Below are 25093 nucleotides of genomic sequence, written 5' to 3'. Positions count from 1 at the left end.
CGTGAATCATGGATTCCCTGCATGCTCCCCAGCCTGCCCCTGCTGCTGGCCCTGCCGTTCCTGATGGCAGTGGCTGTTGCGGCCTTCCCCCGTAGTCCGCGCTCGACAGCTGCCTGGCTGGCGGCGCTGGCGCCGTTGGGCGGGCTGGCCATCCTTGGCTGGCTGACCCCGGCCGTGCTTGATGGCCAGGTGGTGCGCACCCTGGTGCCCTGGCTGCCGCAGATCGGCCTGGATTTCGCCCTGCGCCTGGACGGCCTGGCGTGGATGTTCGCCGGCATGGTGCTGGGCATCGGCGCGCTGGTGGTGCTGTATGCGCGCTACTACCTCAGCAGCCAGGACAACGCGCACCGCTTCTACTGCTACCTGCTGCTGTTCATGGGCGCCATGCTGGGCATGGTGCTGTCGGGCAACCTGCTGCTGTTGATGGTGTTCTGGGAACTGACCAGCATCAGCTCGTTCCTGCTGATCGGCTTCTGGTCGCACCGCAAGGACGCCCGCGAAGGCGCGCGCATGGCGCTGGTGATCACCGGCGGCGGTGGCCTGGCCCTGCTCGGCGGCGTGCTGCTGATCGGCCGCATCGTGGGCAGCTTCGACCTGGACGTGGTGCTGGCCGCCGGCGAACAGATCCGCGCCAGTGCGCTCTACCCCTATGCCCTGTTCCTGGTGCTGGCCGGCATCTTCACCAAGAGCGCGCAGTTCCCGTTCCACTTCTGGCTGCCGCACGCGATGGCCGCGCCCACCCCGGTGTCGGCCTACCTGCACTCGGCCACCATGGTGAAGGCCGGCGTGTTCCTGCTGGCACGCCTGCACCCGGCGCTGGCCGGCAGCGACCTGTTCTTCTATACCGTCAGCGGCATCGGTGCGCTCACCCTGCTGATCGGCGCCTGGAACGCGATCTTCCAGCACGACCTGAAGGGCCTGCTGGCCTACTCGACCATTTCCCACCTGGGCCTGATCACCCTGCTGTTCGGCCTGTCCACGCCGATGGCGGTGGTCGCCGGCGTGTTCCATATCCTCAACCACGCCACGTTCAAGGCCTCGCTGTTCATGGCCGCCGGCATCATCGACCACGAGACCGGCACCCGTGACATGCGCAAGCTGGGCGGGCTGAGGAAGCTGATGCCCTTCACCAGCGCGCTGGCGATCATCGCCTCGCTGGCGATGGCTGGCATTCCCCTGCTCAACGGCTTCCTGTCCAAGGAAATGCTGTTTGCCGAGGCGCTGACCGCCGGCGGCGGCCCCGGCACCATGCGCACGGCCGTGTCGATCGCCGCGCTGCTGGCCGGCGTGTTCGGCGTGGCCTACAGCCTGCGCTTCGTACACGACACCTTCTTCGGCTCGGGGCCGCACGATCTGGACCGTGTACCGCATGAGCCGCCGCGCTGGATGAAGGTGCCGGTGGAGATCCTGGTGGTGATCTGCGTGGCGGTGGGCATCGCCCCGGCGCTGACCGTGGCGCCGGTGCTGCACGCCGCGGCCGGTTCCATCCTGGGCAGCGCCATGCCCGAATACAGCCTGTCGGTCTGGCACGGTTTCAACCTGCCGCTGGCGATGAGCGCGGTGGGCGTGGTCGGCGGCGTGGCCCTGTACTTCGGCCTGCGCAAGCTGATCAACCTGCATGGCGTGCAGAACACCGCCACCGGCCGCAACGTCTTCCACGCACAGCTGGACACCGTTTCCGCACTGGCCATGCGCCTGACCAACGGCATTGCCAACGGCAGCCTGCAGCGCATGCTGCTGGGCCTGGTACTGGTGGCCATCACCGTGGCCGCCGCGCCCTACATCGCCAACCCGGCCTCGCCCAACTGGACCCGGCCGCAGCCGATCCCGCTGCTGGGCTGGGCGCTGTGGCTGGTGATGATGGCCTGCGCCGTGGCCACCCTGCGCATCTACAAGCAGCGCCTGCTGGCGGTGCTGCTGGTGGGCGGCGTCGGCCTGATGGTGGCGCTGACCTTCGTGTTCCTGTCCGCGCCGGACCTGGCCCTGACCCAGCTGCTGGTGGAAATGGTGACCCTGGTGCTGATGCTGCTGGGCATGAACTACCTGCCCGCGCAGTCCGGGCCGGAGCGGCCGCGTTGGCGCAAGCGCCGCGATGCGGTCATCGCGATCATCGCCGGCGCCGGCCTGGGCGCGCTGGCCTACAGCGCGATGACCCTGCCCCCGAACACCATGGCCGGTGAGATGCTCGCCCGCGCCCTGCCGGAAGCCTACGGCCAGAACGTGGTCAACGTGATCCTGGTCGACTTCCGCGGCTTCGATACCTTCGGCGAGATCACCGTGTTCGGCATCGCCGCACTGGTCGTGCACGCCCTGCTGCGGCGCACGCGCATGGCCCCGGAACAGATCATGCCCGGCCCGCCGATCAAGCTGCCGGTACCGGCCGATCTGGCCCAGATCATGTTCCCGCTCACCCTGACGGTATCGATCTTCCTGTTCCTGCGCGGCCACAACGCCCCCGGGGGCGGCTTCATCGCCGGCCTGGTGCTGGCCGTGCCGCTGCTGATCCAGTACGTGATCCAGGGCACCGCCTCGGTGGAATCGCGCTTCGGCTTCGACTACATCCGCTGCATCGGCATGGGCCTGCTGATCGCCCTGCTCAGCGGCAGCGCCTCGATGCTGTTCGGCGTGCCGTTCCTGACCAGTGGCCACCTGGACCTGCACCTGCCGCTGATCGGCGATGTGCCGTTGGCCAGCGCCATTGGTTTCGACATCGGCGTGTACCTGGTGGTATTCGGTGGCGCCATGCTGATGCTGTCGATGATGGCCACCGTGAAGCCTTCGCGCACCCGCAGCGCGCGCAAAGGCGAGATCGACCTGCAACGCCGTTCGGCCCGCACCGGGGAGATGCACTGATGGAACTGGCCCTGGCCACCGCGATCGGCGTGCTGACCGCCATCGGCATCTACCTGCTGCTGCGCGCGCGCAGCTTCGATGTGATCCTCGGCATGACCTTCCTGTCCTATGCCACCAACCTGCTGATCTTTGCCGGCGGCCGCGTGGTGCAGGGCAAGGCGCCGGTGCTGCAGGATGGGCTGGACAGCCACCTGGGCAACTACACCGACCCGCTGCCGCAGGCGCTGGTGCTGACCGCCATCGTCATCGCCTTCGCGATGACCGCAGTGACCATCGTGCTGGCCATGCGCAGCCGCAGCGACAACCACAGCGACCACGTGGATGCGCATGAACCCGATGAAGACGCACCGCCGCGTCGGGGCGAGGACCAGGCATGAACCATCTGGTGATCCTGCCGATCCTGGTTCCCCTGCTCGGCGCAGCGCTGTCCCTGTTCGTCGAACACCGCCGCTACGGGCCCAAGGTGCAGCGCAGCGTGGCCTGGTCGGCCATGGCCGCGCTGGCCGTGGCCGTGGGCGTGCTGTTCGCGCAGACCGCCGGTGGCGACATCAACGTCTACCTGCTGGGTGACTGGCCGGCACGGCTGGGCATCGCGCTGGTGGCCGACCGCCTGTCGGCGTGGATGCTGCTGACCACCCTGCTGCTGGCCATTCCCTGCCTGATGCATGCCTGCTCGGGCTGGGACCGGCGCGCACCGCACTTCCACGCGCTGTTCCAGTTCCAGCTGGTGGGCCTGAACGGTGCGTTCCTGACCGGCGACATCTTCAATCTGTTCGTGTTCTTCGAGGTGATGCTGATCGCCTCCTACGGCCTGCTGCTCAGCGGTGGCCGTGGCCTGCGCATGCGCATCGGCCTGCACTACGTGGTGTTCAACGTCACCGCATCGACCCTGTTCCTGATCGCGCTGGGCCTGCTGTACGCCTCGCTGGGCTCGCTGAACATGGCCGAGCTGTCGCAGCGCATTGCCGAGGTGCCGCCCGCACAGCTGACCCTGGTGAAGGCCACGATGGGCCTGTTGCTGCTGGTGTTCTGCGCCAAGGCCGCACTGATGCCGCTGTACCTGTGGCTGCCCGAATCCTATGCCCGTGCCCCGGCTGCGGTGGCCGCGCTGTTCGCGATCATGACCAAGGTCGGCCTGTATGCCGTGCTGCGCGTGCAGATGCTGTGGTTCGGCGAGGATGCCGGGGCCATGGCCGGCTATGGCCGCGACTGGCTGCTGTGGGCCGGCGTGGCCACCCTGGTGCTGGGCGGGCTGGGCGCACTGGCCGCAGCGCGCCTGCGCGTGCTGATCTCCTATCTGGTCATCGTCTCGGCGGCGACGCTGTTCATCGCTTTCTCGGTGGGCACCCCGAAGGTGCTGTCGGCGGGCCTGTACTACCTGCCACACAGCAGCTTCGTGGCGGCGGCGCTGTTCCTGGTGGCCGACCTGATCCGCCGCCGCCGTGGCGGCGCCAGCGACCGCAAGGAAGTGGTGGCGCCGATGCCGGGCAAGGAAACGCCGGCCGTGCTGTTCCTGATTGCGGCAGTGTCGGTGGCCGGCCTGCCGCCGCTGTCCGGCTTCCTGGCCAAGGCCGCGCTGTTGGCCGGCATGCCCGCCCAATACACCGGCGCGGTGTGGACGGCAGTGCTGGTCAGCAGCCTGCTGGTCATCATGGGCCTGACCCGTGGTGGCATCCGTCTGTTCTGGCGTGTGCCCGCAGCCGACCCGGACGCGCCGCCGCCGCGCAAGGCACCGCTGCGCCGCATTGAACTGTATGCCGCCTGCCTGCTGCTGGCCTATGGCGTGGGCATGACCCTGGGCGCCGCGCCGCTGATGCGCCACACCGATGCCATCGCCGCCCAGCTGCTGCAGCCGGTTGACTACGTGCAGCAGTTGCGCGCGACCCCGCCGGAGATCCGCCAGCCATGACCGCCAAGCGTTCCCTCCGCCGCCGCGTCTTCCCCTCGCCCGCACTGAGCGTGATGGTGGTGGCGTTCTGGCTGCTGATGTCCGACAGCTTCACCCTGGGCCAGGCCCTGCTGGGCCTGCTGCTGGGCGTGGTGGTGCCGCTGTTCGCCGCGCGCCTGGACCGCGAATTCGCCCGCATCGGCACGCTGCGGCCGGTGCCCAAGCTGCTGTTCGTCACCCTGTGGGACATCCTGATGTCCAACATCCGCGTGGCCATCCAGGTGCTGGGCCCGGAAAAGAACATCCACCCGGGCTTCATCTGGTTGCCGCTGGACATCGCCAACATCCACGGCATCGCCGCGCTGACCAGCATGATCACCCTGACCCCGGGCACCGTGTCGGCCGCCCTGAGCGATGACCGCAGGTACCTGCTGGTGCATGTGCTGCACCTGGACGACCCGCAGGAACTGATCGACACGATCAAGCGCCGTTACGAAGCCCCGCTGATGGAGATCTTCCCATGACTGGATTCCAGATCATCCAGACCACCCTGGTGGTGTGCATGCACGTGGTCGGCCTGGCCATGCTGCTGGCCACCTGGCGCCTGCTGCGCGGGCCGACCGTGCCCGACCGTATCCTGGCGCTGGACACCTTGTCGGTCACCGCCATCGCCGAACTGATGCTGTTCGGCATGTACCTGAACTCGGCCATCTACTTCGAAGCGGCCCTGGTCATTGCCATGCTCGGTTTCGGCAGCACCGTGGTGCTGAGCAAGTTCGTGCTGCGCCGGGACATTGTCGAATGATCACCTTCATCCAGATCGCCCTGTCGGTGCTGCTGCTGTTTGGCTGCTTCTTCATCCTGGTCGGCGCACTGGGGCTGGTGAAACTGTCGACGTTCTTCAAGCGCCTGCATGCGCCCACCAAGGCCAGCACGCTGGGCGTGGGCTGCGTGCTGGTGTGCTCGGTCTGCTACCACATCTTCCTGGGCCAGGACCCGCAGCCGCGCGAGCTGCTGATCACCGTGTTCCTGTTCATCACCGCCCCCATCAGCGCACACATGATGGCCAAGGCCGCGCTGTCGCTGTTGATGGAAACCCGCCCCAGCCTGCCCGGCAACGAGCGCGCCAAGGAAGAGCAGCTGCCGCCGCCGGAACCGGCGCGGGAAGAGGACGCCACGCAGAACCGGTAGGTGCCGGCCGCTGGCCGGCATGGCTCGATATCCACGCATGGCGTGGATCTACAGGACCAGGGCGATCTCCAGCCCCAGCCACGCCACGAATGCGCCCAGCAGCACCGCGCCTTCAACGCGGCTGATCTTCAGGTCGCCGCGCAGCATCGGGTACAGCACCAGGGCAAAGGCCAGCAGCGCCGGCAGTTCAAGCCGCACGAAGGACGCCGGCAGGGCCAGCGGCTGCAGCAGGCCCATCGCGCCGATCACCAGCAGCAGGTTGACCACGCTGGAGCCCAGCACGTGGCCCAGCACCATGTCGCCATGGCCGCGCCGCGCGGCGGCGATGGCCGCGGCCACTTCCGGCAGCGCCGTGCCGATGGCCACCGGCAGCAGGCCGACCAGCAGCGGGGTCCAGCCCAGCGCGGTACCGAAGTCCGCCGCCGCACCCACCACCAGGCGCGCGCCCCAGTACAGGGTCAAGGCGGCGAACAGCACGCGCAGCACGTTCAACGGCAGGCTGGTACGGCTCAGTGCGGATTCGGCAATGGCCGCCTGCACTTCGGCGCTTTCAGCGCGGCCCCGGCGCAGCAGCACCGCCTGCACCAGCACGAACGCAGCCACCAGCACGCCGGCTTCCCAGCGCTGCAGGCGCCCATCCAAGCCGAACACGATCAGCAGCACGGCGGCGCCCAGCAGCGACCACCACAGCACCCCCTGCAGCCGCGCGCGCAGCAGCAGCGGCGCGGCGATGGCGGCCAACGCCAAGGTCAGGCCCAGATTGGCCACGCTGCTGCCAATGGCGTTGCCCAGCGCCAGCTCGGGCTGGCCCATGGCCAGCGCGCGCGCATTGACCGCCAGTTCCGGCAACGACGTTGCCACGCCGAGCAGCAGCAGGCCGGCAGTGAAGGCGCTGGCGCCGAAGCGCTGGGCCAGGCCGGACACGGCCTTGACGATGGATTCGCCGCCCAGCGCCAGCAGCAGCAGGCCAAGCAGGAACCAGGCAATCGAGATGGCGATCATCGAGCACTCCCCAGCGGTCGTGGCGCGATTCTACGCGCGGCCCACCCGTTGCGGGTGAGCCGCGGTCGTGGTGGTTACAGGCAGCCTTCCACGTAATCCACCTGCGGGGTCTGGCCGACCCGCCAGCCGTTGACCTTGCCGTCGGGTGCCACCTCGAAATCGATGATGCCCGCGCCTTCCTGGGCCGGGCGCACGCGCAGATGCTGGGTATTGTCGTCGTACTTGTCTGGACCGACGTCGGCGCGCTCGGGGTACAGCAGCTGCAGTTCGCCCAGGGTCATGCCGACCTTGCCGCCGCCCGGTGCGACGATGCCGGTGCTGAACACCTCATAGCGCACCAGCTTGCGGCCCTCGATCATCAGGCGTGGCTCATCGGCCCCCTGCGGGCGCAGGTAATAGCATTCTTCGTCGTTGTCATTATCCGGCAGCGGCTTGCCGGTCGCATCCAGGTTCATGACCTGCAGGGGCGCGCCGAAGCCACTGCGCACATCGGCGATGGACGCACCCAGGCGGGCACCGCCGAAGCCATCCAGCCGCGCCGGGCTGTCAGTGCGCGGGTCGGCCGGGGACGTCGGCGCCAGGTCGGCATCGGCCGGTGCGGTGGCGGCGGCCGTGTCCTTGGCCGGGGCAGAGGCCTCGGCGGGGGCGTCGGCGGTGCGGTTGCAGGCGGCCAGCGACAACAGCAGCAGGCCGGCGATGGGCAGGTGTTTCATGGGTGCGGTTCCTTGGCACGGGGTGCTGGCACGCTAGCGCAGCGCGCGTGCAGGCGCTGCATTGTCATCGCCGTTTCATGGCGCTCGTTCAGGCTCGGCGTGCACCGACTTGGCTGTCCTTTCCATGCAACCGCGCAAGACCGACCTCGCCCGAACTGCGCTGCAGGCCCACCGTGCGCCGCTGGACATGCGCCAGCGCCGGCTGTTGATCCTGTGCGATGGCCAGCGCAGCATCGCCGACCTGACCGGGCTGATGGGCCAGGAAGCACCGGCAATGGTGATCCAGCTGATCCAGGGCGGCTATCTGGAAACCGGGCCGGTGGCCAAAGCGGCGCCCCCTCCCATGCCGGAAACGACACAACGTGTCGCTCCCCCGCCCGCGCCTGCCGTGCCTGCGCCCGTCGCGGCACCGGCGCCGGTCGAGCGCCGCCGCTCGCTGGTGTCCGCGCGGATCTACCTGCTGGGCATCCTGGAAATGCAGCGGCACCCGCAGGCGGCCGCGCTGTTCCGCGACCTGCAGCAGGCCCGCGCGGAAACCGAAGTACTGCGTGTACTGCAGGCGGCGCTGCAGGTGCTGCCGGGCATGACGTCGGAAGGTTACTGCCAGCGCGTGCGACAGCGCCTGCTGGAGGCGCTGCCGATGGAGCATTGCGACGCCTTCGCGGCCACGGCGTAGGTCGCCAAAGCATCCACGCATGGCGTGGATCTACACCATCACGACCGGATCGCCCCGTAGATCCACGCCATGCGTGGATACCGCATCCCGCCAGTAGACCCACGCCATGCGTGGATACCGCATCCCGCCAGTAGATCCACGCCATGCGTGGATGCCGCATCCCGCCAGTAGATCCACGCCATGCGTGGATGCCGCATCCCGCCAGTAGATCCACGCCATGCGTGGATGCCGCATCCCGCCAGTAGATCCACGCCATGCGTGGATGCGGTGAATCAACGGAAATTGTTGCGCAGGCCGTTCCAGCACTGCTGGTAATCGCCTTGGCGGTGGCCGGCAGCCAAGGCCTGCGCGCTCGGGCGGATCACCGCGCGGGTTTCGAACATGAAGGCCATGGTGTCCTTGATCACGTCCGGCTTGGACAGATCGGCATTGGACGCCTTGTCGAAGGTGGGCGCATCCGGGCCATGGCCGCTCATGCAGTTGTGCAGCGAGGCGCCACCCGGCACGAAGCCTTCGGCCTTGGCGTCGTAGGCACCGTGCACCAGGCCCATGAACTCGCTGGCGATGTTGCGGTGGAACCACGGCGGGCGGAACGTGTTCTGCGCCACCAGCCAGCGCGGCGGGAAGATGGCGAAATCCATGTTGCTGGTACCCGGCGTATCACTGGGCGAATGCAGGACCAGGAAGATGGACGGGTCCGGGTGATCGTGGCTGATCGAGCCGATGGTGTTGAAGCGGCGCAGGTCGTAGCGGTACGGTGCGTAGTTGCCGTGCCAGGCCACCACATCCAGCGGCGAATGGTCGATGGGCGCACGCCACAGGCGGCCGTCGAACTTGGCGATCAGCTCGAAATCACCATCCACATCCTCGAACGCGGCGTGCGGAGTTTCGAAGTCGCGCGGGTTGGCCAGGCCGTTGGCACCGATCGGGCCCAGGTCCGGCAGCTTCAGCAGCGCGCCATGGTTTTCGCAGATGTAGCCACGGCTGGGGCCGTCAGGCAGCTCCACGCGGAAGCGCACGCCGCGCGGGATGACCGCGATCTGCTGCGGCTCGATCTCCAGCACGCCCATTTCGGTCAGCAGGCGCAGGCCGCCCAGCTGCGGCACGATCAGCAGTTCGCCATCGGCGTTGTAGAAGTAGCGGCCCACCATGTCCCGGTTGGCGGCGTACAGATGGATGCCGACCCCGGCATGCGCGTCGGGCGCGCCGTTGCCGCCCATCGTGTACAGGCCTTCGACGAAATCGGTCGGCAGTTCCGGCAGCGGCAGCGGGCTCCAGCGCAGCTGGTTGGGCGAGGCCGGCTGCGCGCCGAAATCGCACTGCAGCCGTGACTGCGCGAACGGGGTGAACTCGCCGTGGGTCACCGCCGGGCGGATGCGGTACAGCCAGCTGCGGCGGTTGCTGCCGCGCGGCGCGGTGAAGGCAGTGCCGGACAGCTGTTCGGCATACAGGCCGTGGGCCACCTTCTGCGGCGAGTTCTGCCCGACCGGCAGCGCGCCGGCCACGGCCTCGGTGGCGAATTCGTTGCCGAAACCGGACTGGTAGCCGCGGGCGGTGAGGGCGGTGGACATGGTGGCTCCTGGAACGCGATGCCGGAACGGAAAGCAGCCGAGCATGGCTCGGCTCTACGGGTGAGCAGCCGCCGGGCGTGGCCCGGCGCTGCCGATGAACGTTACAGCACGCCGCGGCGGATCTGGTCGCGCTCGATGCTTTCAAACAGCGCGGTGAAGTTGCCTTCGCCGAAGCCTTCGTTGCCCTTGCGCTGGATGATCTCGAAGAAGATCGGGCCGATGCAGTTCTGGGTGAAGATCTGCAGCAGCTTGCGCTGGTGGGTTTCCGGATCGGCATCGATGAGGATCTTGTTCTTCGCCAGGCGCGCCACGTCTTCACCGTGGTTCGGCACGCGCTGGTCGATCACGTCGAAGTAGGTTTCCGGCGTGTCGAGGAAGTCCACGCCCTGCGCGCGCATCGCTTCAACGGTCTCGTAGATGTTTTCGGTGAAGCAGGCGATGTGCTGGATGCCCTCGCCCTTGTAGGCGTCCAGGTACTCGTTGATCTGGCTCTTCGGGTCGGACGATTCGTTCAGCGGGATGCGCACGATGCCGTCCGGTGCGGTCATCGCCTTGGACACCAGGCCGGTCTTCAGGCCCTTGATGTCGAAGTAGCGGATCTCGCGGAAGTTGAACAGGCGCTCGTAGTAATCCGACCACTGCTGCATGTTGCCGAAGTACAGGTTGTGGGTCAGGTGGTCGATGAAGGTCAGGCCGAAGCCGGCCGGGTGCAGGTCGGCACCGGCGATCACTTCGTAGTCGCCATCGAAGACGCTGCCGGCGCTGCCGTAGCGGTCCACCAGGTACAGCATGCAATCGCCGATGCCCTTGATGACCGGGGCGTTGACGGCCTTGCTGTCCGGCTTGAAAGCGATGGCTTCGGCGCCGTTGCCCAGGGCGGTCTGGTAGACCTCCTGGCCCGGCTTCTTGAAGCGGATGGCGAAGCCGCAGGCGCAGGGGCCGTGCTTTTCGGCGAAGTCGGCGGCGAAGGAATCGGGGTCCTCGTTGACCAGGAAGTTGACGTCGCCCTGGCGATAGACGGTAATCGGACGCTGCTTGTGCTTGAGCACCGCGCTGAAGCCCATCTTGCGGAAGTACTCGTGCAGCTCCTGGCCACGGCCGGCCGGGGCGGCGAATTCGACGAACTCGAAGCCGTCGATGCCCATCGGGTTTTCGAAGGTGGTGACCTGCATACCGGGGTTCGGGTGCGAGGCGGTCGGGACTGCGGTATTCATGGCGTGGCTCCGAATCGGTACCGCATCGGTACAAACCAGGTGCGGGCTAGGGTGGACCCGGCGAGAATGCAGGGTCCGGACATACCACTTATAGTTACACTTGAAACCACCAGCAAGGTGCACCGCAGCATGAGCCCAGCCGATCCCGCCTCCACCCGCGTGCGCGCCTCGCACGTCCTGCTCGACCTGGAACAGTTCCTGCCGTACCGGCTGAGCGTGCTGTCCAACCGCGTGAGCGGCAACATCGCCAAGCTCTATGGCGACCGCTATGGCCTGGCCATTCCCGAGTGGCGGGTGATCACCATCCTGGCGCTGTACCCGGGGTCGTCGGCCAGTGAGGTCTCCGACCGCACGGCGATGGACAAGGTGGCGGTCAGCCGGGCGGTGGCGCGGCTGCTGGAGCGCGGTTTCATCAAGCGTGAGACACACGGCGATGATCGCCGGCGTTCGGTGCTGGCGCTGTCGGCGGCGGGGTTCGAGGTGTACGAGACGATCGCGCCGATGGTGATCGAGATCACCCGCAAGCTGATGTCGGTGCTGAGCGAGGAAGAAGAGCAGGTGCTGGAGAAGCTGATCCTGCGGTTGGCGGGGGATGGCCTGGAGCGGATGGGCGAAGGCGTCTGAGGGGTTTGTTTCCGGGGCTCTGCCCCGGTCCCCGGTAGTGCCGGCCGCTGGCCGGCAACTTCAACAGCAGAAGCTGGCTTCCTGGGGAGGCGGGGTGGATCCGGCTGCAGGGGACGCTGCAAGTACGTCCATGTAAGCTCGGTCGCCGCATCCATGCGGCTCACGCCCCTGCAACCGGACCCACCCCGCCTTCGACAGTTTCACGCGATCTGTCGGGTGATCCGGGGTTGGATCGCGTTGCTGCACAACGGGCTCTGACCCCTTGCTGATGATCCTGTGGTTTGTCGCGGTCGGCTTGTGAAGCGGCGTTGCGGTGACGGTTGCTGCGCACTCTTTAGGGCTTGGCGGCCGGGACGGACTGGGTTGGCTGCGGCTGGTTATGACGCGGCTAGCGCTTGAAGTTTCGCGATTGGCTCGTTTCGGTGCTGTTTGACAGGGCTGGGCTATCAATCGGCTTCGATCGAGTGCTTTTTCCTATTGGACGAATCGGCGCGTCGCGCTTGAGGGTGGGCGGGCAGCGGGGCTCCGTTGCCGGGAGTGAACGCCCGTTGATCCAGGCAGGAATCCCGCGCCATGTCCAAGCCCCGCCGTCGTAAAGATCCGGCGCCCGTGCCTTCCGCTGTCGATCACGACGGTGATCTGCAACGCATCGATGAGGCGCTGGCGACGGTGGAATCCATCGCCGATGCGTGGTTCGAACACCATCGCCTGAAGCCCTGCCCGCCCGGGTTTCTGCTGTCGTTGAACCGGTTGCGCGATTTCACCAGCTTCGCCAAGGCGTACGCGGCGGCGTTGCGGGTGGTGCGGGAGTAGCTCCACGCCCTGCGTGGGGGGCGGCGATGCCGGTGACCGCGGCGCTCAGCTCAGGTGCTTGCGCCGCGCATGGATCCACGGCACGGCCAGGGCGGCAATGGCGCCGCCGGCAAAGCCCAGCGAGGCGGCCACGGTGGCGGCTTCAATCGCACCCGGCAGGGCCAGGGCGGCGGCCACCAGCAGCAGCGACGGCAGGCCGACGAAGGTGCCCAGGAAGAACGTCCAGCGCGGCGACCAGGTGTTGAGCTGCAGCAGGCTGACCGGCTGCCAGGCGTCCGCTGCGGTGTCTTCGGCGATCTTCGCCACGACCTTGCCCAGGTCCACTTCCGGCAGCAGCCTGCCTGGGCGGGCGGCGGCAATGGCTTCGGCCACGGCATCCACCGGCGGGAAGCTGCCGGGCCAGGCGACCGGGGCCGGTACGCCGTAGGCGGCCAGCAACGGCACGCTCAGCCACGGCGCCACCAGCGGGCGCAGCTTGCGCCGGCCATAAACGCACCAGATCTGCGCCTGACCGTGGGCGGTCACGCTGTACAGGGCCAGTTCGCCGGGCGGCGGGTAGCCCAGCATGGTCACTCGCGCGGCCAGGCTGTCCTGGTCCATCGCGCGCAGGAAGCCCGGGCGGCTGCGCCCTTCCTGCATCCATGCCAGGCCCAGCGCGCCGACCAGGTAGGCCTCGGCCACGTCCTTGCTGCCGGCGGTGGCGCGGTCATCACTGGCCAGGTACCAGGCCAGCGACTTCGGTTCGGTCACGTCGTGCACGCCCCAACGGCTGTCGTCGCCCAGCACGTGGCGCACCGGCAGGCGGGCCGGTGCGGTCTCGCCGCGTTCGCCCGGCTGCAGGAACGGCAGCACGCCCTGCACGAAGCTGGGCAAGTCGATCGCGCGCAGCCCGTTGCCCTGCCACTCCGGCGGCAGCAGGCCGGCCAGCTGGCCATCGGCGGCCAAGCGGTCCAGGCGGGCCTTCTGTTCCACCAGCTTCTGCACCGCGCCCTTCAGCACCACGTTGTCCGGCAGCGCGATCTGCGGCAGGCGGTGGCGCGGTGGGGCGAGATCGACGGTGTCTTCGCCGGTGCTGGCGTCATCCAGCAAGGCTTCCTGCGGCGGCAGGCTCACGCCTTCGGGTGCAGCCGCGTCAGCCGGTTCACTGGCAGTGTCGGGCAGGCGTTGGGCGTGGTCGCTGTGCATGGGCGCTCCGGTAGGGGCAGCCGACGATCCTGTCGACTGACGTCCTTGCCGTTAGCGGCCGCAGCAGGGGGTTCTGTAGGGCGGGCGGGCTGTCGAGCATGGCTCGGCACTACAGGGGGCGTGGCCTTCGGCGTGGGGACTGTGGTGGTGGCTGCCGAGCATGGCTCGGCACTACAGGGGGGCGTGGCCTTCGGCGCGCGGACTGTGGCGGCTGCTGCCGAGCATGGCTCGGCACTACAGGGGTGCGTGGCCTTCGGCGTGGGGACTGAGGTGGCGGCTGCCGAGCATGGCTCGGCACTACAGGGGGCGTGGCCTTCGGCGTGGGGACTGTGGTGGCGGCTGCCGAGCATGGCTCGGCACTACAGGGGGGCGTGGCCTTCGGCGTGGGGACTGTGGCGGCGGCTGCCGAGCATGGCTCGGCACTACAGGGGGCGCGGCCTTCGGCGTGGGGACTGTGGTGGCGGCTGCCGAGCATGGCTCGGCACTACAGGGGGGCGTGGCCTTCGGCGCGCGGACTGTGGCGGCCGCTGCCGAGCATGGCTCGGCACTACAGGGGGCGTGGCCTTCGGCGCGCGGACTGTGGCGGCCGCTGCCGAGCATAGCTCGGCACTACAGGGGGCGTGGCCTTCGGCGCGCGGACTGTGGCGGCCGCTGCCGAGCATGGCTCGGCACTACAGGGGGCGTGGCCTTCGGCGCGCGGACTGTGGCGGCCGCTGCCGAGCATGGCTCGGCACTACAGGGGGCGTGCGCTCAGCGCGATGGGGCCCACTGCTTGAGGAACGCTTCCACGCGTGCGGTGTTCACCGTCTTGCCCTTGTGCATGTCCGCGGTGGACTGCGGCACCAGCAGGGTGCCATCGGCGTCCAGCACCAGCAGGTAGGGGTAGTCGCCGTCCATCGCCGGGAACTGGCCGAGGAAGGCTGCGTTGCGGTTGGCGGGGCTGTCGTTGACCTTTACCCAGACGTAGTTGGCATCGCGGAAGCGGCGCAGGTCGCCGTTGCCTTCCACCGCCTCGTCCAGCACCTGGCAGGGCGCGCAGTCGGCGTTGCCCACTTCCAGGAGGATGCGCTTCTTGCCGCGCTGGGCCTCGACCTTGGCCGATTCCAGATCGTCGGCCGGGTTGCGGCCCGGGTCGAACTGCGCGCCCAGGCCAGCAATGGCGGCAATGTCGGCGGCCGCCGGGGTGTTGCCCGAGGCCACCGGTTCGCTGGGGTCAGCGACCGGTGGCTCGGTGGGGCGGGTATCCACAGGCTGCGTCGGTTCGGCCGGGGCCGGGGGCGGGGGTTGCGAACAGGCGCCGATCAGCGCCGCACACATCACTGCCACCACACCACCGACCGTTGTACGCATGCCCACTACCCTCTCATTTACTTGACGCCGTGCATCAGCTTGTTGATCAGCGGGGCGATCAGGAAGAGCACCACGCCGGAGCCGATCAGAGCCCAGAAGCCGAAGGTATACCCCTTCAGGGCCGATTCGATCGTCATGCCGCCTTCACCGGACACCGCGCCGGCGAAGATGCCCGACAGGTTGTTGCCGATGCCGGTGGACAGGAACCAGCCGCCCATGCCGAAGCCGACCAGACGCACCGGGGCCAGCTTGGTCACCATCGACAGGCCGATAGGCGACAGGCACAGCTCACCCACCGACTGGATGACGTAGACCATGAACAGGGTCCAGAACGGAATCTTGCCGTCCACGACCATCTGCGACAGGGCGAACATCAGCAGGGCGAACGCCGCGCCGTTGAACAGCAGGCCCAGGCCGAACTTGCGCGGGATGGACGGATTGGCGCGGCCCATGGCCACCCAGATCCAGGCAATGATCGGGGCCAGGGTGATGATGGCCACCGAGTTCACCGACTGGAACCACGCGGTCGGGAAGGTCCAGTCACCCAACTGGCGGTTGACGATGTTTTCGGCCAGGAAGGTGAAGGAGCTGCCCGCCTGTTCGAAGAACATCCAGAACATCACGTTGAAGGCGAAGATGATCAGCATGGCGATCACGCGGTCGCGCTGCACCTTGCCCTCGCGGATGCCTTCCACCAGCAGCAGGATGGCCAGGGCGGTGAACATCGCACCCAGGATCCAGGCCAGCGCGGTAGCACCGGTGGCCAGCAGGAAGTAGGCCACCGGAATGGCGACCACGGCACCGACCAGCACCATGATGATGCGGCCGAAGCCTTCGGCACCGGCCGGCGGTGCGCCGATGCCCTTCAGGCCGGCACGACCGATGTAGAACCACACCAGCGAGATCAGCATGCCCACGCCCGAGGCAATGAACACAACCTTGTACGACGGCATTTCCGAGGTGCCGAACACCTTGCGCGCCAGCCATTCGGTCAGCACCGGGGCGATCATCGCGCCGATGTTGATGCCCATGTAGAAGATGGTGAAGCCGGAGTCGCGGCGTTCGTCCTTCAGGCCGTACAGCTTGCCCACCATGGTGGAGATGTTCGGCTTGAACAGGCCGTTGCCGACGATGATCGTGGCCAGGCCCAGCTTGAAGATGTGCTCCTGCGGCAGCGAGATCATGAACAGGCCGGCGGCCATGATGATCGCGCCGGTCAGGATCGAACGCTGGTACCCCAGCACCCGGTCGGCCACGTAGCCGCCGAAGATCGCCGCGGCGTACACCAGGGCCAGGTAGGCACCGTAGATGCGGCTGGCATCGCCTTCACCGGCGGCATTGCCGCTGTAGAACTGCGAGACGATGTACAGCACCAAGGCCCAGCGGATGCCGTAGAACGCAAAGCGCTCCCAGAACTCGGTCATGAACAGCATCCACAGCGGGCGCGGGTGGCCCAGCGTGGTCTTGAAGTCCGGCAGCGCCGGCTCTGGGGTGTTCGCAGTGGCGTTTAGGCTCATGCGGGTTTCCTGGTTCGGTGGATGGACGGCACATCCGATGTGCGCTGGAGCAACGCGCGAGGATCACCGACTTCCGGCGTTCACGTCAAATACACGCCGTTTGAGGCAGGTCACGACCTGCTCGCTGAACTTGCATCTGAAACGATCCAGCCGGCCGCCAGCGGCCACGCTGAATGGGGGTCAGGGCGTATCCGGCGGGGGCGCGGCCTGCAGGCTGGTGCGCACCTGGAACAGCTCGGGGAAGAAGGTCAGCTCCAGCGCCTGTCGCAGGAAGCCCACCCCGGACGAACCGCCGGTGCCGCGCTTGAAGCCGATCACCCGCATCACGGTGCGCATGTGGCGGAAGCGCCACAGCTGGAAGGCGGTTTCCAGGTCCACCAGGTCCTCGCACAGCGAGTACTCGCGCCAGTAGCGGTCGGTGTCCTGGTAGATGCGGGCGAACACCGGCTGCAGGCTGTCATCGGACACGTGCGGCTGGGTCCAGTCGCGGTCGCGGTAGAGGTCGGGGATATCGTGGCCGAAGCGCGCCAGGTACTTCAGGAATTCCTCGTACAGGCTCGGCGCTTCCAGCACGGTGCGCAGCTGCGCCTGGCCGTCCACGTCGTGCTCGAACACCTGCAGCATCTGCGCGTTCTTGTTGCCCAGCAGGAACTCGATGTAGCGGTACTGCAGCGACTGGAAGCCCGAGGACGGGCCCAGCACGTCGCGGAAGCCCATGTATTCGGACGGGGTCAGCGTTTCCAGCACCGACCACTGCTCGGTCAGCTGGCGCAGCACCTGCTTGCTGCGGGCCAGCACCTTGCGGCACTGCCAGACCTCATCGCGCTGCAGGAAGCCGATCGCCGCGCGCAGCTCATGGCCCAGCAGCTTCAGCCACAGCTCCGAGGTCTGGTGCTGGATGATGAAGAGCATCTCGTCGTGGTGCGGCGGGTTGGACAACGGCTGCTGCGCGGCCAGCAGCTGGTCCAGCCGCAGGTAGCCGCCGTAGGTCAGCCGCCCCTGCAGGTCGGTGTGGATGCCGGCTTCGAGATCGCGTTGGTTGTTGTCGACGGACATGGGCGGGACCAGATCAGGGGCGGCAAGGGTAGCGCGTTGCCTGCCGCGCGGGCAGCCGCCGCACCGTACCGGGGCGTCCGGTCGGCCTGTGGAACCGCGCTTGCGCGTGGAACCGTTTGCGCCGTTGCGCCGGCAGTCAGCCGAAGGCGTATTCTGATGCTTTGCAGCAACGACTGAATACGTTGTTGTTATTGGCCCCCGAGCCGTCGCCAGGGGTACAAAGGGGAATCCCCGTGTTGCGCCGCAGGAAGGCTATTTCGTACGCAATCCTTAACATGGCGATTCATATCATTTGTAACTTCTCTGTCGAAGGTGCAGTACGCAATGACGGTTGCCGCTGAGTTCAAGATCGAATACCTGCAGTACCTGGACGCGGACGGCAAGCTCGTCCGTGACGACCTGCCCGCGTCGCTGCGCGACCCCAAGGTCCTGGTGCCGCTGTTCAAGCAGATGCTGTACGTACGCACGTTCGACAGCAAATCCATCGCCCTGCAGCGCACCGGCAAGCTCGGCACCTATGCCGCCTGCCTGGGCCACGAGGCCGCGCACGTCGGCATCGGCGCAGCGATGAAGGTGGGCGACGTGTTCGCGCCCAGCTACCGCGAATACGGCGCCATGTTCATGCGTGGCGTGCGCCCGTACGACGTGCTGATGTACTGGGGCGGCGACGAGCGCGGCAACGACTACACCGGCAACGCGGTGAAGGACTTCCCGTTCTGCGTGCCGATTTCCACCCAGTGCCTGCACGCTGCCGGCGCTGCGCTGAAGTTCAAGCTCAACAACGAGCCGCAGATCGCGGTGGCGGTGTGCGGCGATGGCGGCAGCTCCAAGACCGACTTCTATGCCGCGCTCAATTCCGCCGGTGCCTACAAGCTCCCGCTGATCCTGTGCATCGTCAACAACGGCTGGGCCATCTCGGTGCCGCGTTCGGCCCAGACCGGCGCTGAAACCCTGGCCCAGAAGGGCCTGGCCGGTGGCCTGCACTGCCTGCAGGTGGACGGCAATGACCTGATCGCGGTGCTGGCAGCAATGGAACAGGCCCGCGAACGCGGCCTGGCCGGCGAAGGCGGCACCGTGCTGGAACTGATGACCTACCGCCTGTCCGACCACACCACCGCCGACGACGCCCGCCGCTACCGCGACGACGCCGAAGTGAAGGACGCCTGGACCCGTGAGCCGATGCTGCGCCTGCGCAAGTACCTCACCGCCCAGGGCGTGTGGAGCGAAGAAGAGGAAAAGGCCTGGGTGGAGCAGTGCGCCGCCAAGGTGGACGAGGAAGTGAACCAGTACCTCAACACCCCGGTGCAGCCGGTCGAGGCCATGTTCGACTTCCTCTACGCAGACCCGCCGGCGGACCTGCTGGCCCAGCGCGCGGCCGCCATTGCCCTGGAGCAGCGCCATGGATGACATCAAGACGGGCGCATCCGCTTCCCAGGCCAATGCCGCCGACAGCGCCGCTGTCGCCGGTGGAGACATCGCAATGACCGCTACCCCCATCACCCTGATCGAAGCCATCACCCAGGCCCTGGCCTGGGAGCTGGAACACGACCCGTCGGTGCTGGTGCTGGGCGAGGACGTGGGCGTCAACGGCGGCGTGTTCCGCGCCACCGCCGGCCTGCAGCAGCGCTTCGGCTCACAGCGCATCCTCGACACCCCGCTGGATGAAACCACCATCGCCGGCCTCACCGTCGGCCTGGCCGCACAGGGCATGAAGCCGGTGGCCGAAGCCCAGTTCGACGGCTTCGTCTACCCCATGGTGGATCACATCATCTGCCACGCCGCGCGCCTGCGTACCCGTACCCGTGGCCGCCTGCACTGCCCGATGGTGCTGCGCGTGCCGTGGGGCGGTGGCATCCGCGCACCGGAACACCACAGCGAAGCCAACGAATCGATCTTCACCAACGTGCCGGGCCTGCGCGTGGTGCTGCCGTCCAGCCCGCAGCGTGCCTATGGCCTGCTGCTGGCCGCCATGCGCGATCCCGATCCGGTGATCTACATGGAGCCCAAGCGCATCTACCGCCAGTACAAGGAAGTGGTCGTCAATGACGGCGAAGCCCTGCCGCTGGACGTGTGCTTCGTGCTGCGCGATGGCACCGACGTGACCCTGGTGGCCTGGGGCGCACAGGTGAAGGAAGCACTGGAAGCGGCCGACAAGCTGGCCGGCGAAGGCATCAGCGCCGAAGTCATCGACGTGGCCACGCTGCGTCCGCTGGACTTCGCCACCATCGCCGAATCGGTGGCCAAGACCGGCCGCTGCGTGGTCGTGCAGGAAGCCCCGAAGACCGCCGGTTTCGGCGCGGAAATCGCCGCCCGCCTGGCCGAGGAATCGCTGTACGACCTGCTGGCACCGGTCGAGCGCGTCACCGGCTACGACACCCACATTCCGCTGTTCCGCCTGGAAATGAAGTACCTGCCCAGCGTGGACCGGATCGTTACCGCGGCCAAGCGCGCGGTGGCGGCAGGCTGACATGCGGGCGCGCCTCCTTGGGGCTTACCGCAGCCAATATCCCAACCCGCTCCGGTTCCGCACCGGCCAGATCGTCGAAGTCGGTGTACGTGACGAGGAATGGCCGGCGTTTGCCTGGGTACGCACCAACGATGGGCGCGCTGGATGGGCGCCCGTCGCCTGGTTGCAGCTGCTGGACGATGGTCGCGCCGAAGCCCTGCGCGACTACGACGCCCGCGAGCTGGATGTGGAAAACGGCGAGATGGTGAAGCTGCACCACGAACATGGTGGGTGGTGGTGGTCCGAGCGCGCCAACGGCGCGACGGGCTGGCTGCCGGCCCGCGAACTGGAACTGCTGGAAGAGAACTGCAAATGAGCCAGACCAAGAACTTCAACCTGCCCGACCTGGGCGAAGGCCTGCCGGACGCGACCATCGTCGAGTGGTTCGTGAAGGAAGGCGATGTGATCAAGCTGGACGAGCCGCTGGTGTCGATGGAGACCGCCAAGGCCGTGGTGGAAGTGCCCTCGCCGGTGTCCGGAAAGGTACTGAAGCTGTCCGGCGCCGCCGGTGACATCATCCCGACCGGCGCGGTGCTGGCCAGCTTCGAGATCGACCCGAACCTGCCGCAGCGCGCCGATGGCCAGGACACCGGCCACAGCCACGGGCACGCCCCGGCGGCTCCGGCCGCACCGAGCCCGCCGCCGCTGCCGGCTGCTGCCGCCCCGGTGGCTGCCGAAGAAAAGGCCGAGCGCGATGACGCCGGCACCGTGGTCGGCGCCATGCAGAGCTCCAACGCCGTGCACACCGAACAGGCCGTGGCCGTCGGTGGCGTCAAGGCCGTGCCGGCCGTGCGTGCCACCGCACGCAAGCTGGGCGTGGACCTGGCCCGCGTGCGCGCCACCGGCGCCGATGGCGCGGTGACCATGGCCGACGTCAAGCAGGCCGCCGCCAACGGCACCGCCAAGCTGGGCGCCGCCCCGGCACCGGCCGCTGCCGCCGCGTATGCCGCGCCGGCCCCGGCGCAGGTGGCCGCCCCGGTGCAGAGCGAAGCCCGCACCCCGCTGTCCGCCGCCGGCAAGCCGATGCGCACCCAGCCGCCGGGCGTGGTCGCCAAGGGCCAGCCGGAACCGCTGAAGGGCGTGCGCCGCAACATGGCGCGGGTGATGGCCGACGCGCACAGCAAAGTCGTGCCGACCACGCTGAACGACGACGCCGACATCCACGCGTGGCTGCCGGGCAACGACGTCACCGCCCGCCTGGTGCGTGCGATCGTGGTCGCCGCGCAGAAGGTGCCGGCGATGAACGCCTGGTTCGATGGCGAAGCACTGACCCGCACCCTGCACGCCCAGGTGGACATCGGCATTGCCGTGGACACCGACGACGGTCTGTTCGTGCCGGCCCTGCGCAACGCCGACATGCTCGATGCACGCGGCATCCGCGAAGGCGTCAACCGCCTGCGCGAGCAGGTGGAAGCCCGTTCGATCGCGGCCTCGGAACTGAGCGGCTACACCATTTCGCTGTCCAACTTCGGCATGTTCGCCGGCCGCTACGCGACCCCGGTCGTGGTGCCGCCGTGCGTGGCCATCGTCGGTGCCGGGCGTGCCCGCCACCAGATGACTCCGGTGATGGGTGGCGTGGAAGCGCACAAGGTCATCCCGCTGTCGGTCACCTTCGACCACCGCGCAGCTACGGGGGGCGAAGCCGCCCGCTTCCTGCGCGCGATGATGGATGATCTGGCACTGGCCAGCTGATCAAGCTGATCGGTGGGTGCCAACCTTGGTTGGCACATGAATTGGAGAAACGCCGGGCACTGCCCGGCGTTTTTTTATGGCTGCTCATTCGCGCTCCATCCACGCATGGCGTGGATCTACTGGGCTCTCCGACGATCGGGCGAGAGCGCAAGGGAGCATTTTGAGAATAGTTGCATGGATTCCCAAGAGTATCTCGATAGCATTGAGCCCCTCTGCAGAAGTCGAGTTTCCATGCCTGAGACACCACCCACACTCGAAGAATTCATGAAGGCGGGCAATGATTCTTTCCGCGACTCTCCATTCTTCCTACGGTTGACGAGGGATGAGGATCCGTCAGACACGAACTGGGTCCTTGGCATCATCTTCCTGCGCTGGCTCGCCCGAAATCACGCTTTCCTTGACGCATCGGTCGGCTCTACGGTGGCAGCCGCCCCCTCGCCGGCAGATACCCTGGCATGCATCGAAGCTGCCTTCCAGGACGAAATCCCTGGCGCTGCGTTCGACCCGGAATTGCTGGAGTTCACCGTTCGCTACTTCTGCACGACAGCTCCCTACTTTTCGGACTTCTTCTCGCTGTTCCCCCAAGACGCCATGCCTTCGCCGGACGCTATGTGGGACAAACAGGAGCAGGTGTACGCAATTATCGAATCCCGTCTGCAGTCATGGCGCAACGGCGAGCCCTTCGTCCGGGCGGTCATCCCCAGTGCCGATCAACAAGGACACGCCGAACCGGCTACCCCGCTGGACGCTGACGTCTGGATCACGACGCTGGCAACGCTATCGGATGCTGCGGTCACCCACGAAGGTGACCGTGCATACGCCAACCACTTCTACAGACCCCTGACGAAACCACCGTCGATAGACGTCGTCCTTGCGGTCATGAGGGAATTCGTTCGGAACCCGCCACATGACCCGTCGATCATGCGTGCAGCCGAGAACTTCCTGTCGGATATTCCGCTCTCCCTCTACATCAAAGCCTATTCCATCCTCGCGCCCGACCTCTTGGACGTCTCTTCAGATGCTGCGCTCAATCTCTTCAACTATCCGGGCAGTGAACTAACGCCGCGCCAGGTCCGACAGTTCATCAAGGAACTCAGGCGGTCCAATCCCGGCCGCGATGTGGTCGGAGAGCTGGCCCAGCTGGCCGTTGAGTGGGATTCGGAAGACGACAAGACATTTTCAATCGTCATCGAAGCAGCGCAGAAGCAAGGGTAGGTCCAGGAGCCGGCACGTAGCGGCTCCCTCCCTGATTCAATCGCGAGCGACCATGCCCTCGGCGCGGCTGTAGACACGCAGGCGATGGCCATCGGGATCGACGCCGACGAAGGTGTGGCCGAATTCCAGGGTGACCGGCGCCTGGGTGATCTGCACCCCCAGCCCGCGCCATGCATCGTGCAGCTGCTGCACTTCAGCAGCGTTGGCGACCACCATCGCCAACTCGGCCGCGCCCGCTTCGGCGGTAACTGGTGGCAGCACGCCATCGCGCTGCCACAGGCCCAGGGCGGCGCCATCGCCCAGCAGGAACAGGGCGAACCCGGGCGACTGTTCAACCGGGGGTGTACCGAGGATGCCGCTGTAGAACATGGCACTGGCAGCGACATCGCGCACATACTGCAGCAGGGTGCTGGGCTTGAACATGGGGAACCTCCGTTGTTGGGAGCGCTCAGGGTGGTACCCCCCTGCTGACAGATCCTGTCAGCAGTGTCGAGCGTGCTCCGGAAGTTGCTCCTGCCCCGGTAGAGTCGAGCTTGCTCGACTGCTCTTGATCTTTGTGAAGAGCAGTCGAGCAAGCTCGACTCTACGAAGCAGCAAGATCCAGCCAGTCCGGGGCGATGCCCTGCGCCTTCTGCCAGCGCCGCAGCAGGGTGGCGCGCGGCACAAGGTAGCGGTCCTCCAGCGTGCGTACCTGCCGGATGCGGTCCAGGCGGAAATGGCGGAAGTCCTCGCGTCCCTCACACCACGCCGCCAGCACCACCACTTCATCGAAGTAGCCCAGCGCGAACGGCCAGACCACGCGCTCAGTGCGCTGCCCGTGAGCATCCTCATAGGCAAACCGCAGCCGCTGCTGCGCGCCCACCGCTTCGCGTACCGCCTGCAGTCGCGCCGGCGATACCTTGGCCGCCGCTCGCGAAGGGCCCACCCGCAGGCCGCTGTCACGCAGTGCTTCGCGGCGTGCGGCCGGCAGCACGTGGGCGATGCGGGCCAGGGCATCGCGGGCCGCTTCGGCCAGCGCCGGTTCGGTACGCGCGGCCACCCAGCGCAGGCCCAGCACCAGCGCATCGATCTCGGCCGGCGGCAAGGTCATCGGTGGCAGCACATCGCCTGGCATCAGCTGGTAACCCACGCCCGCCTCGCCGCGCAGATCGGCGCCCTGCTCACGCAGCACCTCGATATCGCGGTACAGCGTGCGCAGGCTGACACCCAGCGCGTCGGCCAAGGCCTGGCCGGAGACCGGCCGGCGGTACCGGCGCAGGACCTGCAGCAACTGGGTCAGGCGCAGCGAACGCGACATCAGCCGACCAGCGCGCGCGAAGCCACCACGTGTTCGCCCGGCGGCGGCGCCAGCGCCGCATCCACCAGCGCGCGGGCGATCCTGGGCGCCGGATTGATCCGCCACGCCCGCGGCAGCACCGGCCCCAACGCCCCCAGCACCTGCAGGGCAAAGTGTTCGCCACGGCGCACCTGCTGCCGCTGCCCGCCGATCAGGCCAGGCCGCACCAGGGTGAGCGAGGCGAAGTCCAACGCCCGCAGGTCGCGTTCCAGCTCACCTTTCACCCGGTTGTAGAAGAGGGCCGACCCCGGGTTGGCCCCGGCTGCGGAGTTCAGCACGAAGGTGCGTGCGCCCTGGCTGCGGGCCAGGCGGGCGAACGCCAGCGGGTAATCGTGGTCGATCCGGTAGAAGGCCTCGCGGCTGCCCGCCTGGGCCATCGTGCTGCCCAACGCGCAGATCACCGTGTCCACCTGGGCCCAGTCCGGCGCATCAGGCAGCGCATCGAACGACAGCACGGGAGCGTGCAGTTTCGGGTGGCTCAGGCCCAGCGGGCGCCGGGTCGGGGCCACCACGGCGCGGCACAGCGGGTCGTCCAGCAGCATCGGCAGGGCCAGCCCGCCCACCAGGCCGGTCGCCCCCAGCAACATCACGCGCATCCCCACCTCCACTGCGGCATCCTGTCGCCCATCGTAGCCGTTCAAGCCGCCGCCGGCCGCGCCGATATGCTGTCACCAGCCCCTGCCAGCCCCAG

The 25093-nt window shown here is 67.6% G+C and carries 25 protein-coding genes; 14 read left to right on the top strand and 11 right to left on the bottom strand.

Going from position 1 to position 25093, the window contains the following annotated elements:
• Positions 1-21: 21 nt before the first annotated feature.
• Genes ACM2ZB_RS17080 through ACM2ZB_RS17055 form a run of 6 tightly spaced genes read left to right on the top strand, consistent with a single transcriptional unit; the run spans position 22 to position 5932 of the window.
• Positions 22-2853, top strand: a complete 2832-nt coding sequence (locus ACM2ZB_RS17080) for a monovalent cation/H+ antiporter subunit A (protein ID WP_416056335.1) — start codon at positions 22-24, stop codon at positions 2851-2853.
• The gene (locus tag ACM2ZB_RS17075) at positions 2853-3230 is read left to right on the top strand and encodes a Na+/H+ antiporter subunit C (protein WP_416056334.1); all 378 of its coding nucleotides are present in this window, start codon (positions 2853-2855) and stop codon (positions 3228-3230) included. Before ACM2ZB_RS17080 ends, ACM2ZB_RS17075 begins: the two co-directional genes overlap by 1 nt.
• Positions 3227-4762, top strand: coding sequence for a monovalent cation/H+ antiporter subunit D (locus ACM2ZB_RS17070; RefSeq protein WP_416056333.1), 1536 nt, complete (start codon positions 3227-3229; stop codon positions 4760-4762). Before ACM2ZB_RS17075 ends, ACM2ZB_RS17070 begins: the two co-directional genes overlap by 4 nt.
• Positions 4759-5265 carry a Na+/H+ antiporter subunit E gene (locus ACM2ZB_RS17065; RefSeq protein WP_416056332.1) on the top strand — a complete coding sequence of 169 codons (507 nt, stop codon included), beginning with the start codon at positions 4759-4761 and terminating at the stop codon, positions 5263-5265. Before ACM2ZB_RS17070 ends, ACM2ZB_RS17065 begins: the two co-directional genes overlap by 4 nt.
• Positions 5262-5546 carry a K+/H+ antiporter subunit F gene (locus ACM2ZB_RS17060; protein ID WP_006399171.1) on the top strand — a complete coding sequence of 95 codons (285 nt, stop codon included), beginning with the start codon at positions 5262-5264 and terminating at the stop codon, positions 5544-5546. The genes ACM2ZB_RS17065 and ACM2ZB_RS17060 overlap by 4 nt, the downstream gene beginning before the upstream one ends.
• Positions 5543-5932 carry a Na+/H+ antiporter subunit G gene (locus ACM2ZB_RS17055; RefSeq protein ID WP_164075525.1) on the top strand — a complete coding sequence of 130 codons (390 nt, stop codon included), beginning with the start codon at positions 5543-5545 and terminating at the stop codon, positions 5930-5932. Before ACM2ZB_RS17060 ends, ACM2ZB_RS17055 begins: the two co-directional genes overlap by 4 nt.
• A gap of 48 nt (positions 5933-5980) precedes the next feature.
• Here ACM2ZB_RS17055 and ACM2ZB_RS17050 read toward each other — a convergent pair whose 3' ends face one another.
• On the bottom strand, positions 5981-6934 hold the full coding sequence (locus ACM2ZB_RS17050) for a sodium:calcium antiporter (protein WP_416056331.1): 954 nt from the start codon (positions 6932-6934) through the stop codon (positions 5981-5983).
• Between the two features lie 74 nt (positions 6935-7008).
• Positions 7009-7647 (bottom strand): hypothetical protein, encoded by a 639-nt coding sequence (locus ACM2ZB_RS17045; protein ID WP_313440923.1) that lies wholly within the window; start codon positions 7645-7647, stop codon positions 7009-7011.
• Between the two features lie 124 nt (positions 7648-7771).
• Between ACM2ZB_RS17045 and ACM2ZB_RS17040 the strand changes: the two genes are divergently transcribed.
• Complete coding sequence (locus ACM2ZB_RS17040) at positions 7772-8323, top strand: hypothetical protein (protein WP_416056330.1); 552 nt, start codon at positions 7772-7774, stop codon at positions 8321-8323.
• A gap of 272 nt (positions 8324-8595) precedes the next feature.
• Here the strand turns inward: ACM2ZB_RS17040 and hmgA are convergent, their stop codons facing one another.
• Together hmgA and hppD are read right to left on the bottom strand one after the other, a co-directional pair.
• Complete coding sequence (hmgA, locus tag ACM2ZB_RS17035) at positions 8596-9894, bottom strand: homogentisate 1,2-dioxygenase (RefSeq protein ID WP_416056329.1); 1299 nt, start codon at positions 9892-9894, stop codon at positions 8596-8598.
• A 101-nt stretch (positions 9895-9995) separates the two neighbouring features.
• Positions 9996-11108, bottom strand: a complete 1113-nt coding sequence (hppD, locus tag ACM2ZB_RS17030) for a 4-hydroxyphenylpyruvate dioxygenase (protein ID WP_416056328.1) — start codon at positions 11106-11108, stop codon at positions 9996-9998.
• A gap of 129 nt (positions 11109-11237) precedes the next feature.
• Here hppD and ACM2ZB_RS17025 point away from each other — a divergent pair, with 129 nt between their 5' ends.
• Together ACM2ZB_RS17025 and ACM2ZB_RS17020 are read left to right on the top strand one after the other, a co-directional pair.
• Entirely contained in the window at positions 11238-11732 is a 495-nt protein-coding gene (locus tag ACM2ZB_RS17025; RefSeq protein WP_313440930.1) for a MarR family winged helix-turn-helix transcriptional regulator, read from the top strand.
• A 573-nt stretch (positions 11733-12305) separates the two neighbouring features.
• Complete coding sequence (locus ACM2ZB_RS17020; RefSeq protein WP_313440931.1) at positions 12306-12545, top strand: hypothetical protein; 240 nt, start codon at positions 12306-12308, stop codon at positions 12543-12545.
• 45 nt (positions 12546-12590) lie between these two features.
• Here the strand turns inward: ACM2ZB_RS17020 and ACM2ZB_RS17015 are convergent, their stop codons facing one another.
• The 4 genes from ACM2ZB_RS17015 to ACM2ZB_RS17000 all read right to left on the bottom strand — a co-directional run bounded on the left by ACM2ZB_RS17015 (position 12591) and on the right by ACM2ZB_RS17000 (position 17653).
• Entirely contained in the window at positions 12591-13730 is a 1140-nt protein-coding gene (locus ACM2ZB_RS17015) for a hypothetical protein (RefSeq protein ID WP_416056327.1), read from the bottom strand.
• A 750-nt stretch (positions 13731-14480) separates the two neighbouring features.
• Positions 14481-15080 (bottom strand): thioredoxin family protein, encoded by a 600-nt coding sequence (locus ACM2ZB_RS17010; RefSeq protein ID WP_416056326.1) that lies wholly within the window; start codon positions 15078-15080, stop codon positions 14481-14483.
• Between the two features lie 17 nt (positions 15081-15097).
• The gene (locus tag ACM2ZB_RS17005; protein WP_416056325.1) at positions 15098-16597 is read right to left on the bottom strand and encodes a peptide MFS transporter; all 1500 of its coding nucleotides are present in this window, start codon (positions 16595-16597) and stop codon (positions 15098-15100) included.
• A 180-nt stretch (positions 16598-16777) separates the two neighbouring features.
• Positions 16778-17653, bottom strand: coding sequence for a tryptophan 2,3-dioxygenase (locus ACM2ZB_RS17000; RefSeq protein ID WP_416056324.1), 876 nt, complete (start codon positions 17651-17653; stop codon positions 16778-16780).
• A 324-nt stretch (positions 17654-17977) separates the two neighbouring features.
• Between ACM2ZB_RS17000 and pdhA the strand changes: the two genes are divergently transcribed.
• The 5 genes from pdhA (at position 17978) to ACM2ZB_RS16975 (ending at position 23066) form a co-directional block, all read left to right on the top strand.
• Positions 17978-19060, top strand: a complete 1083-nt coding sequence (gene pdhA / locus ACM2ZB_RS16995) for a pyruvate dehydrogenase (acetyl-transferring) E1 component subunit alpha (RefSeq protein WP_416056323.1) — start codon at positions 17978-17980, stop codon at positions 19058-19060.
• Entirely contained in the window at positions 19053-20120 is a 1068-nt protein-coding gene (locus tag ACM2ZB_RS16990; RefSeq protein ID WP_079223931.1) for an alpha-ketoacid dehydrogenase subunit beta, read from the top strand. Before pdhA ends, ACM2ZB_RS16990 begins: the two co-directional genes overlap by 8 nt.
• A gap of 1 nt (position 20121) precedes the next feature.
• Positions 20122-20475 (top strand): SH3 domain-containing protein, encoded by a 354-nt coding sequence (locus ACM2ZB_RS16985; RefSeq protein ID WP_313440943.1) that lies wholly within the window; start codon positions 20122-20124, stop codon positions 20473-20475.
• Positions 20472-21851, top strand: a complete 1380-nt coding sequence (locus ACM2ZB_RS16980; protein WP_416056322.1) for a dihydrolipoamide acetyltransferase family protein — start codon at positions 20472-20474, stop codon at positions 21849-21851. The genes ACM2ZB_RS16985 and ACM2ZB_RS16980 overlap by 4 nt, the downstream gene beginning before the upstream one ends.
• A gap of 264 nt (positions 21852-22115) precedes the next feature.
• Positions 22116-23066, top strand: coding sequence for a hypothetical protein (locus ACM2ZB_RS16975; protein WP_416058572.1), 951 nt, complete (start codon positions 22116-22118; stop codon positions 23064-23066).
• 36 nt (positions 23067-23102) lie between these two features.
• Here ACM2ZB_RS16975 and ACM2ZB_RS16970 read toward each other — a convergent pair whose 3' ends face one another.
• From ACM2ZB_RS16970 to ACM2ZB_RS16960, 3 genes are all read right to left on the bottom strand, one after another.
• On the bottom strand, positions 23103-23489 hold the full coding sequence (locus tag ACM2ZB_RS16970; protein WP_416056321.1) for a VOC family protein: 387 nt from the start codon (positions 23487-23489) through the stop codon (positions 23103-23105).
• Between the two features lie 160 nt (positions 23490-23649).
• A complete protein-coding gene (locus ACM2ZB_RS16965; protein WP_416056320.1) occupies positions 23650-24363 on the bottom strand; it encodes a helix-turn-helix transcriptional regulator in 714 nt (237 codons plus the stop codon).
• Entirely contained in the window at positions 24363-24998 is a 636-nt protein-coding gene (locus tag ACM2ZB_RS16960) for an NAD-dependent dehydratase (protein ID WP_416056319.1), read from the bottom strand. The genes ACM2ZB_RS16965 and ACM2ZB_RS16960 overlap by 1 nt, the downstream gene beginning before the upstream one ends.
• Positions 24999-25093 lie beyond the last annotated feature (95 nt).

The sequence above is a fragment of the Stenotrophomonas maltophilia genome, from assembly GCF_047782825.1.
GTDB lineage: Bacteria > Pseudomonadota > Gammaproteobacteria > Xanthomonadales > Xanthomonadaceae > Stenotrophomonas.
This window is presented reverse-complemented; position numbering and strand designations above follow the sequence as displayed.

Bases quoted from the DNA above. Each gene is read 5' to 3' on its own strand.
- ACM2ZB_RS17080 (WP_416056335.1), top strand. From the start codon at position 22: ATGCTCCCCAGCCTGCCCCTGCTGCTGGCCCTGCCGTTCCTGATGGCA.
- ACM2ZB_RS17075 (WP_416056334.1), top strand. From the start codon at position 2,853: ATGGAACTGGCCCTGGCCACCGCGATCGGCGTGCTGACCGCCATCGGC.
- ACM2ZB_RS17070 (WP_416056333.1), top strand. From the start codon at position 3,227: ATGAACCATCTGGTGATCCTGCCGATCCTGGTTCCCCTGCTCGGCGCA.
- ACM2ZB_RS17065 (WP_416056332.1), top strand. From the start codon at position 4,759: ATGACCGCCAAGCGTTCCCTCCGCCGCCGCGTCTTCCCCTCGCCCGCA.
- ACM2ZB_RS17060 (WP_006399171.1), top strand. From the start codon at position 5,262: ATGACTGGATTCCAGATCATCCAGACCACCCTGGTGGTGTGCATGCAC.
- ACM2ZB_RS17055 (WP_164075525.1), top strand. From the start codon at position 5,543: ATGATCACCTTCATCCAGATCGCCCTGTCGGTGCTGCTGCTGTTTGGC.
- ACM2ZB_RS17050 (WP_416056331.1), bottom strand. From the start codon at position 6,934: ATGATCGCCATCTCGATTGCCTGGTTCCTGCTTGGCCTGCTGCTGCTG.
- ACM2ZB_RS17045 (WP_313440923.1), bottom strand. From the start codon at position 7,647: ATGAAACACCTGCCCATCGCCGGCCTGCTGCTGTTGTCGCTGGCCGCC.
- ACM2ZB_RS17040 (WP_416056330.1), top strand. From the start codon at position 7,772: ATGCAACCGCGCAAGACCGACCTCGCCCGAACTGCGCTGCAGGCCCAC.
- hmgA (WP_416056329.1), bottom strand. From the start codon at position 9,894: ATGTCCACCGCCCTCACCGCCCGCGGCTACCAGTCCGGTTTCGGCAAC.
- hppD (WP_416056328.1), bottom strand. From the start codon at position 11,108: ATGAATACCGCAGTCCCGACCGCCTCGCACCCGAACCCCGGTATGCAG.
- ACM2ZB_RS17025 (WP_313440930.1), top strand. From the start codon at position 11,238: ATGAGCCCAGCCGATCCCGCCTCCACCCGCGTGCGCGCCTCGCACGTC.
- ACM2ZB_RS17020 (WP_313440931.1), top strand. From the start codon at position 12,306: ATGTCCAAGCCCCGCCGTCGTAAAGATCCGGCGCCCGTGCCTTCCGCT.
- ACM2ZB_RS17015 (WP_416056327.1), bottom strand. From the start codon at position 13,730: ATGCACAGCGACCACGCCCAACGCCTGCCCGACACTGCCAGTGAACCG.
- ACM2ZB_RS17010 (WP_416056326.1), bottom strand. From the start codon at position 15,080: ATGCGTACAACGGTCGGTGGTGTGGTGGCAGTGATGTGTGCGGCGCTG.
- ACM2ZB_RS17005 (WP_416056325.1), bottom strand. From the start codon at position 16,597: ATGAGCCTAAACGCCACTGCGAACACCCCAGAGCCGGCGCTGCCGGAC.
- ACM2ZB_RS17000 (WP_416056324.1), bottom strand. From the start codon at position 17,653: ATGTCCGTCGACAACAACCAACGCGATCTCGAAGCCGGCATCCACACC.
- pdhA (WP_416056323.1), top strand. From the start codon at position 17,978: ATGACGGTTGCCGCTGAGTTCAAGATCGAATACCTGCAGTACCTGGAC.
- ACM2ZB_RS16990 (WP_079223931.1), top strand. From the start codon at position 19,053: ATGGATGACATCAAGACGGGCGCATCCGCTTCCCAGGCCAATGCCGCC.
- ACM2ZB_RS16985 (WP_313440943.1), top strand. From the start codon at position 20,122: ATGCGGGCGCGCCTCCTTGGGGCTTACCGCAGCCAATATCCCAACCCG.
- ACM2ZB_RS16980 (WP_416056322.1), top strand. From the start codon at position 20,472: ATGAGCCAGACCAAGAACTTCAACCTGCCCGACCTGGGCGAAGGCCTG.
- ACM2ZB_RS16975 (WP_416058572.1), top strand. From the start codon at position 22,116: ATGAAGGCGGGCAATGATTCTTTCCGCGACTCTCCATTCTTCCTACGG.
- ACM2ZB_RS16970 (WP_416056321.1), bottom strand. From the start codon at position 23,489: ATGTTCAAGCCCAGCACCCTGCTGCAGTATGTGCGCGATGTCGCTGCC.
- ACM2ZB_RS16965 (WP_416056320.1), bottom strand. From the start codon at position 24,363: ATGTCGCGTTCGCTGCGCCTGACCCAGTTGCTGCAGGTCCTGCGCCGG.
- ACM2ZB_RS16960 (WP_416056319.1), bottom strand. From the start codon at position 24,998: ATGCGCGTGATGTTGCTGGGGGCGACCGGCCTGGTGGGCGGGCTGGCC.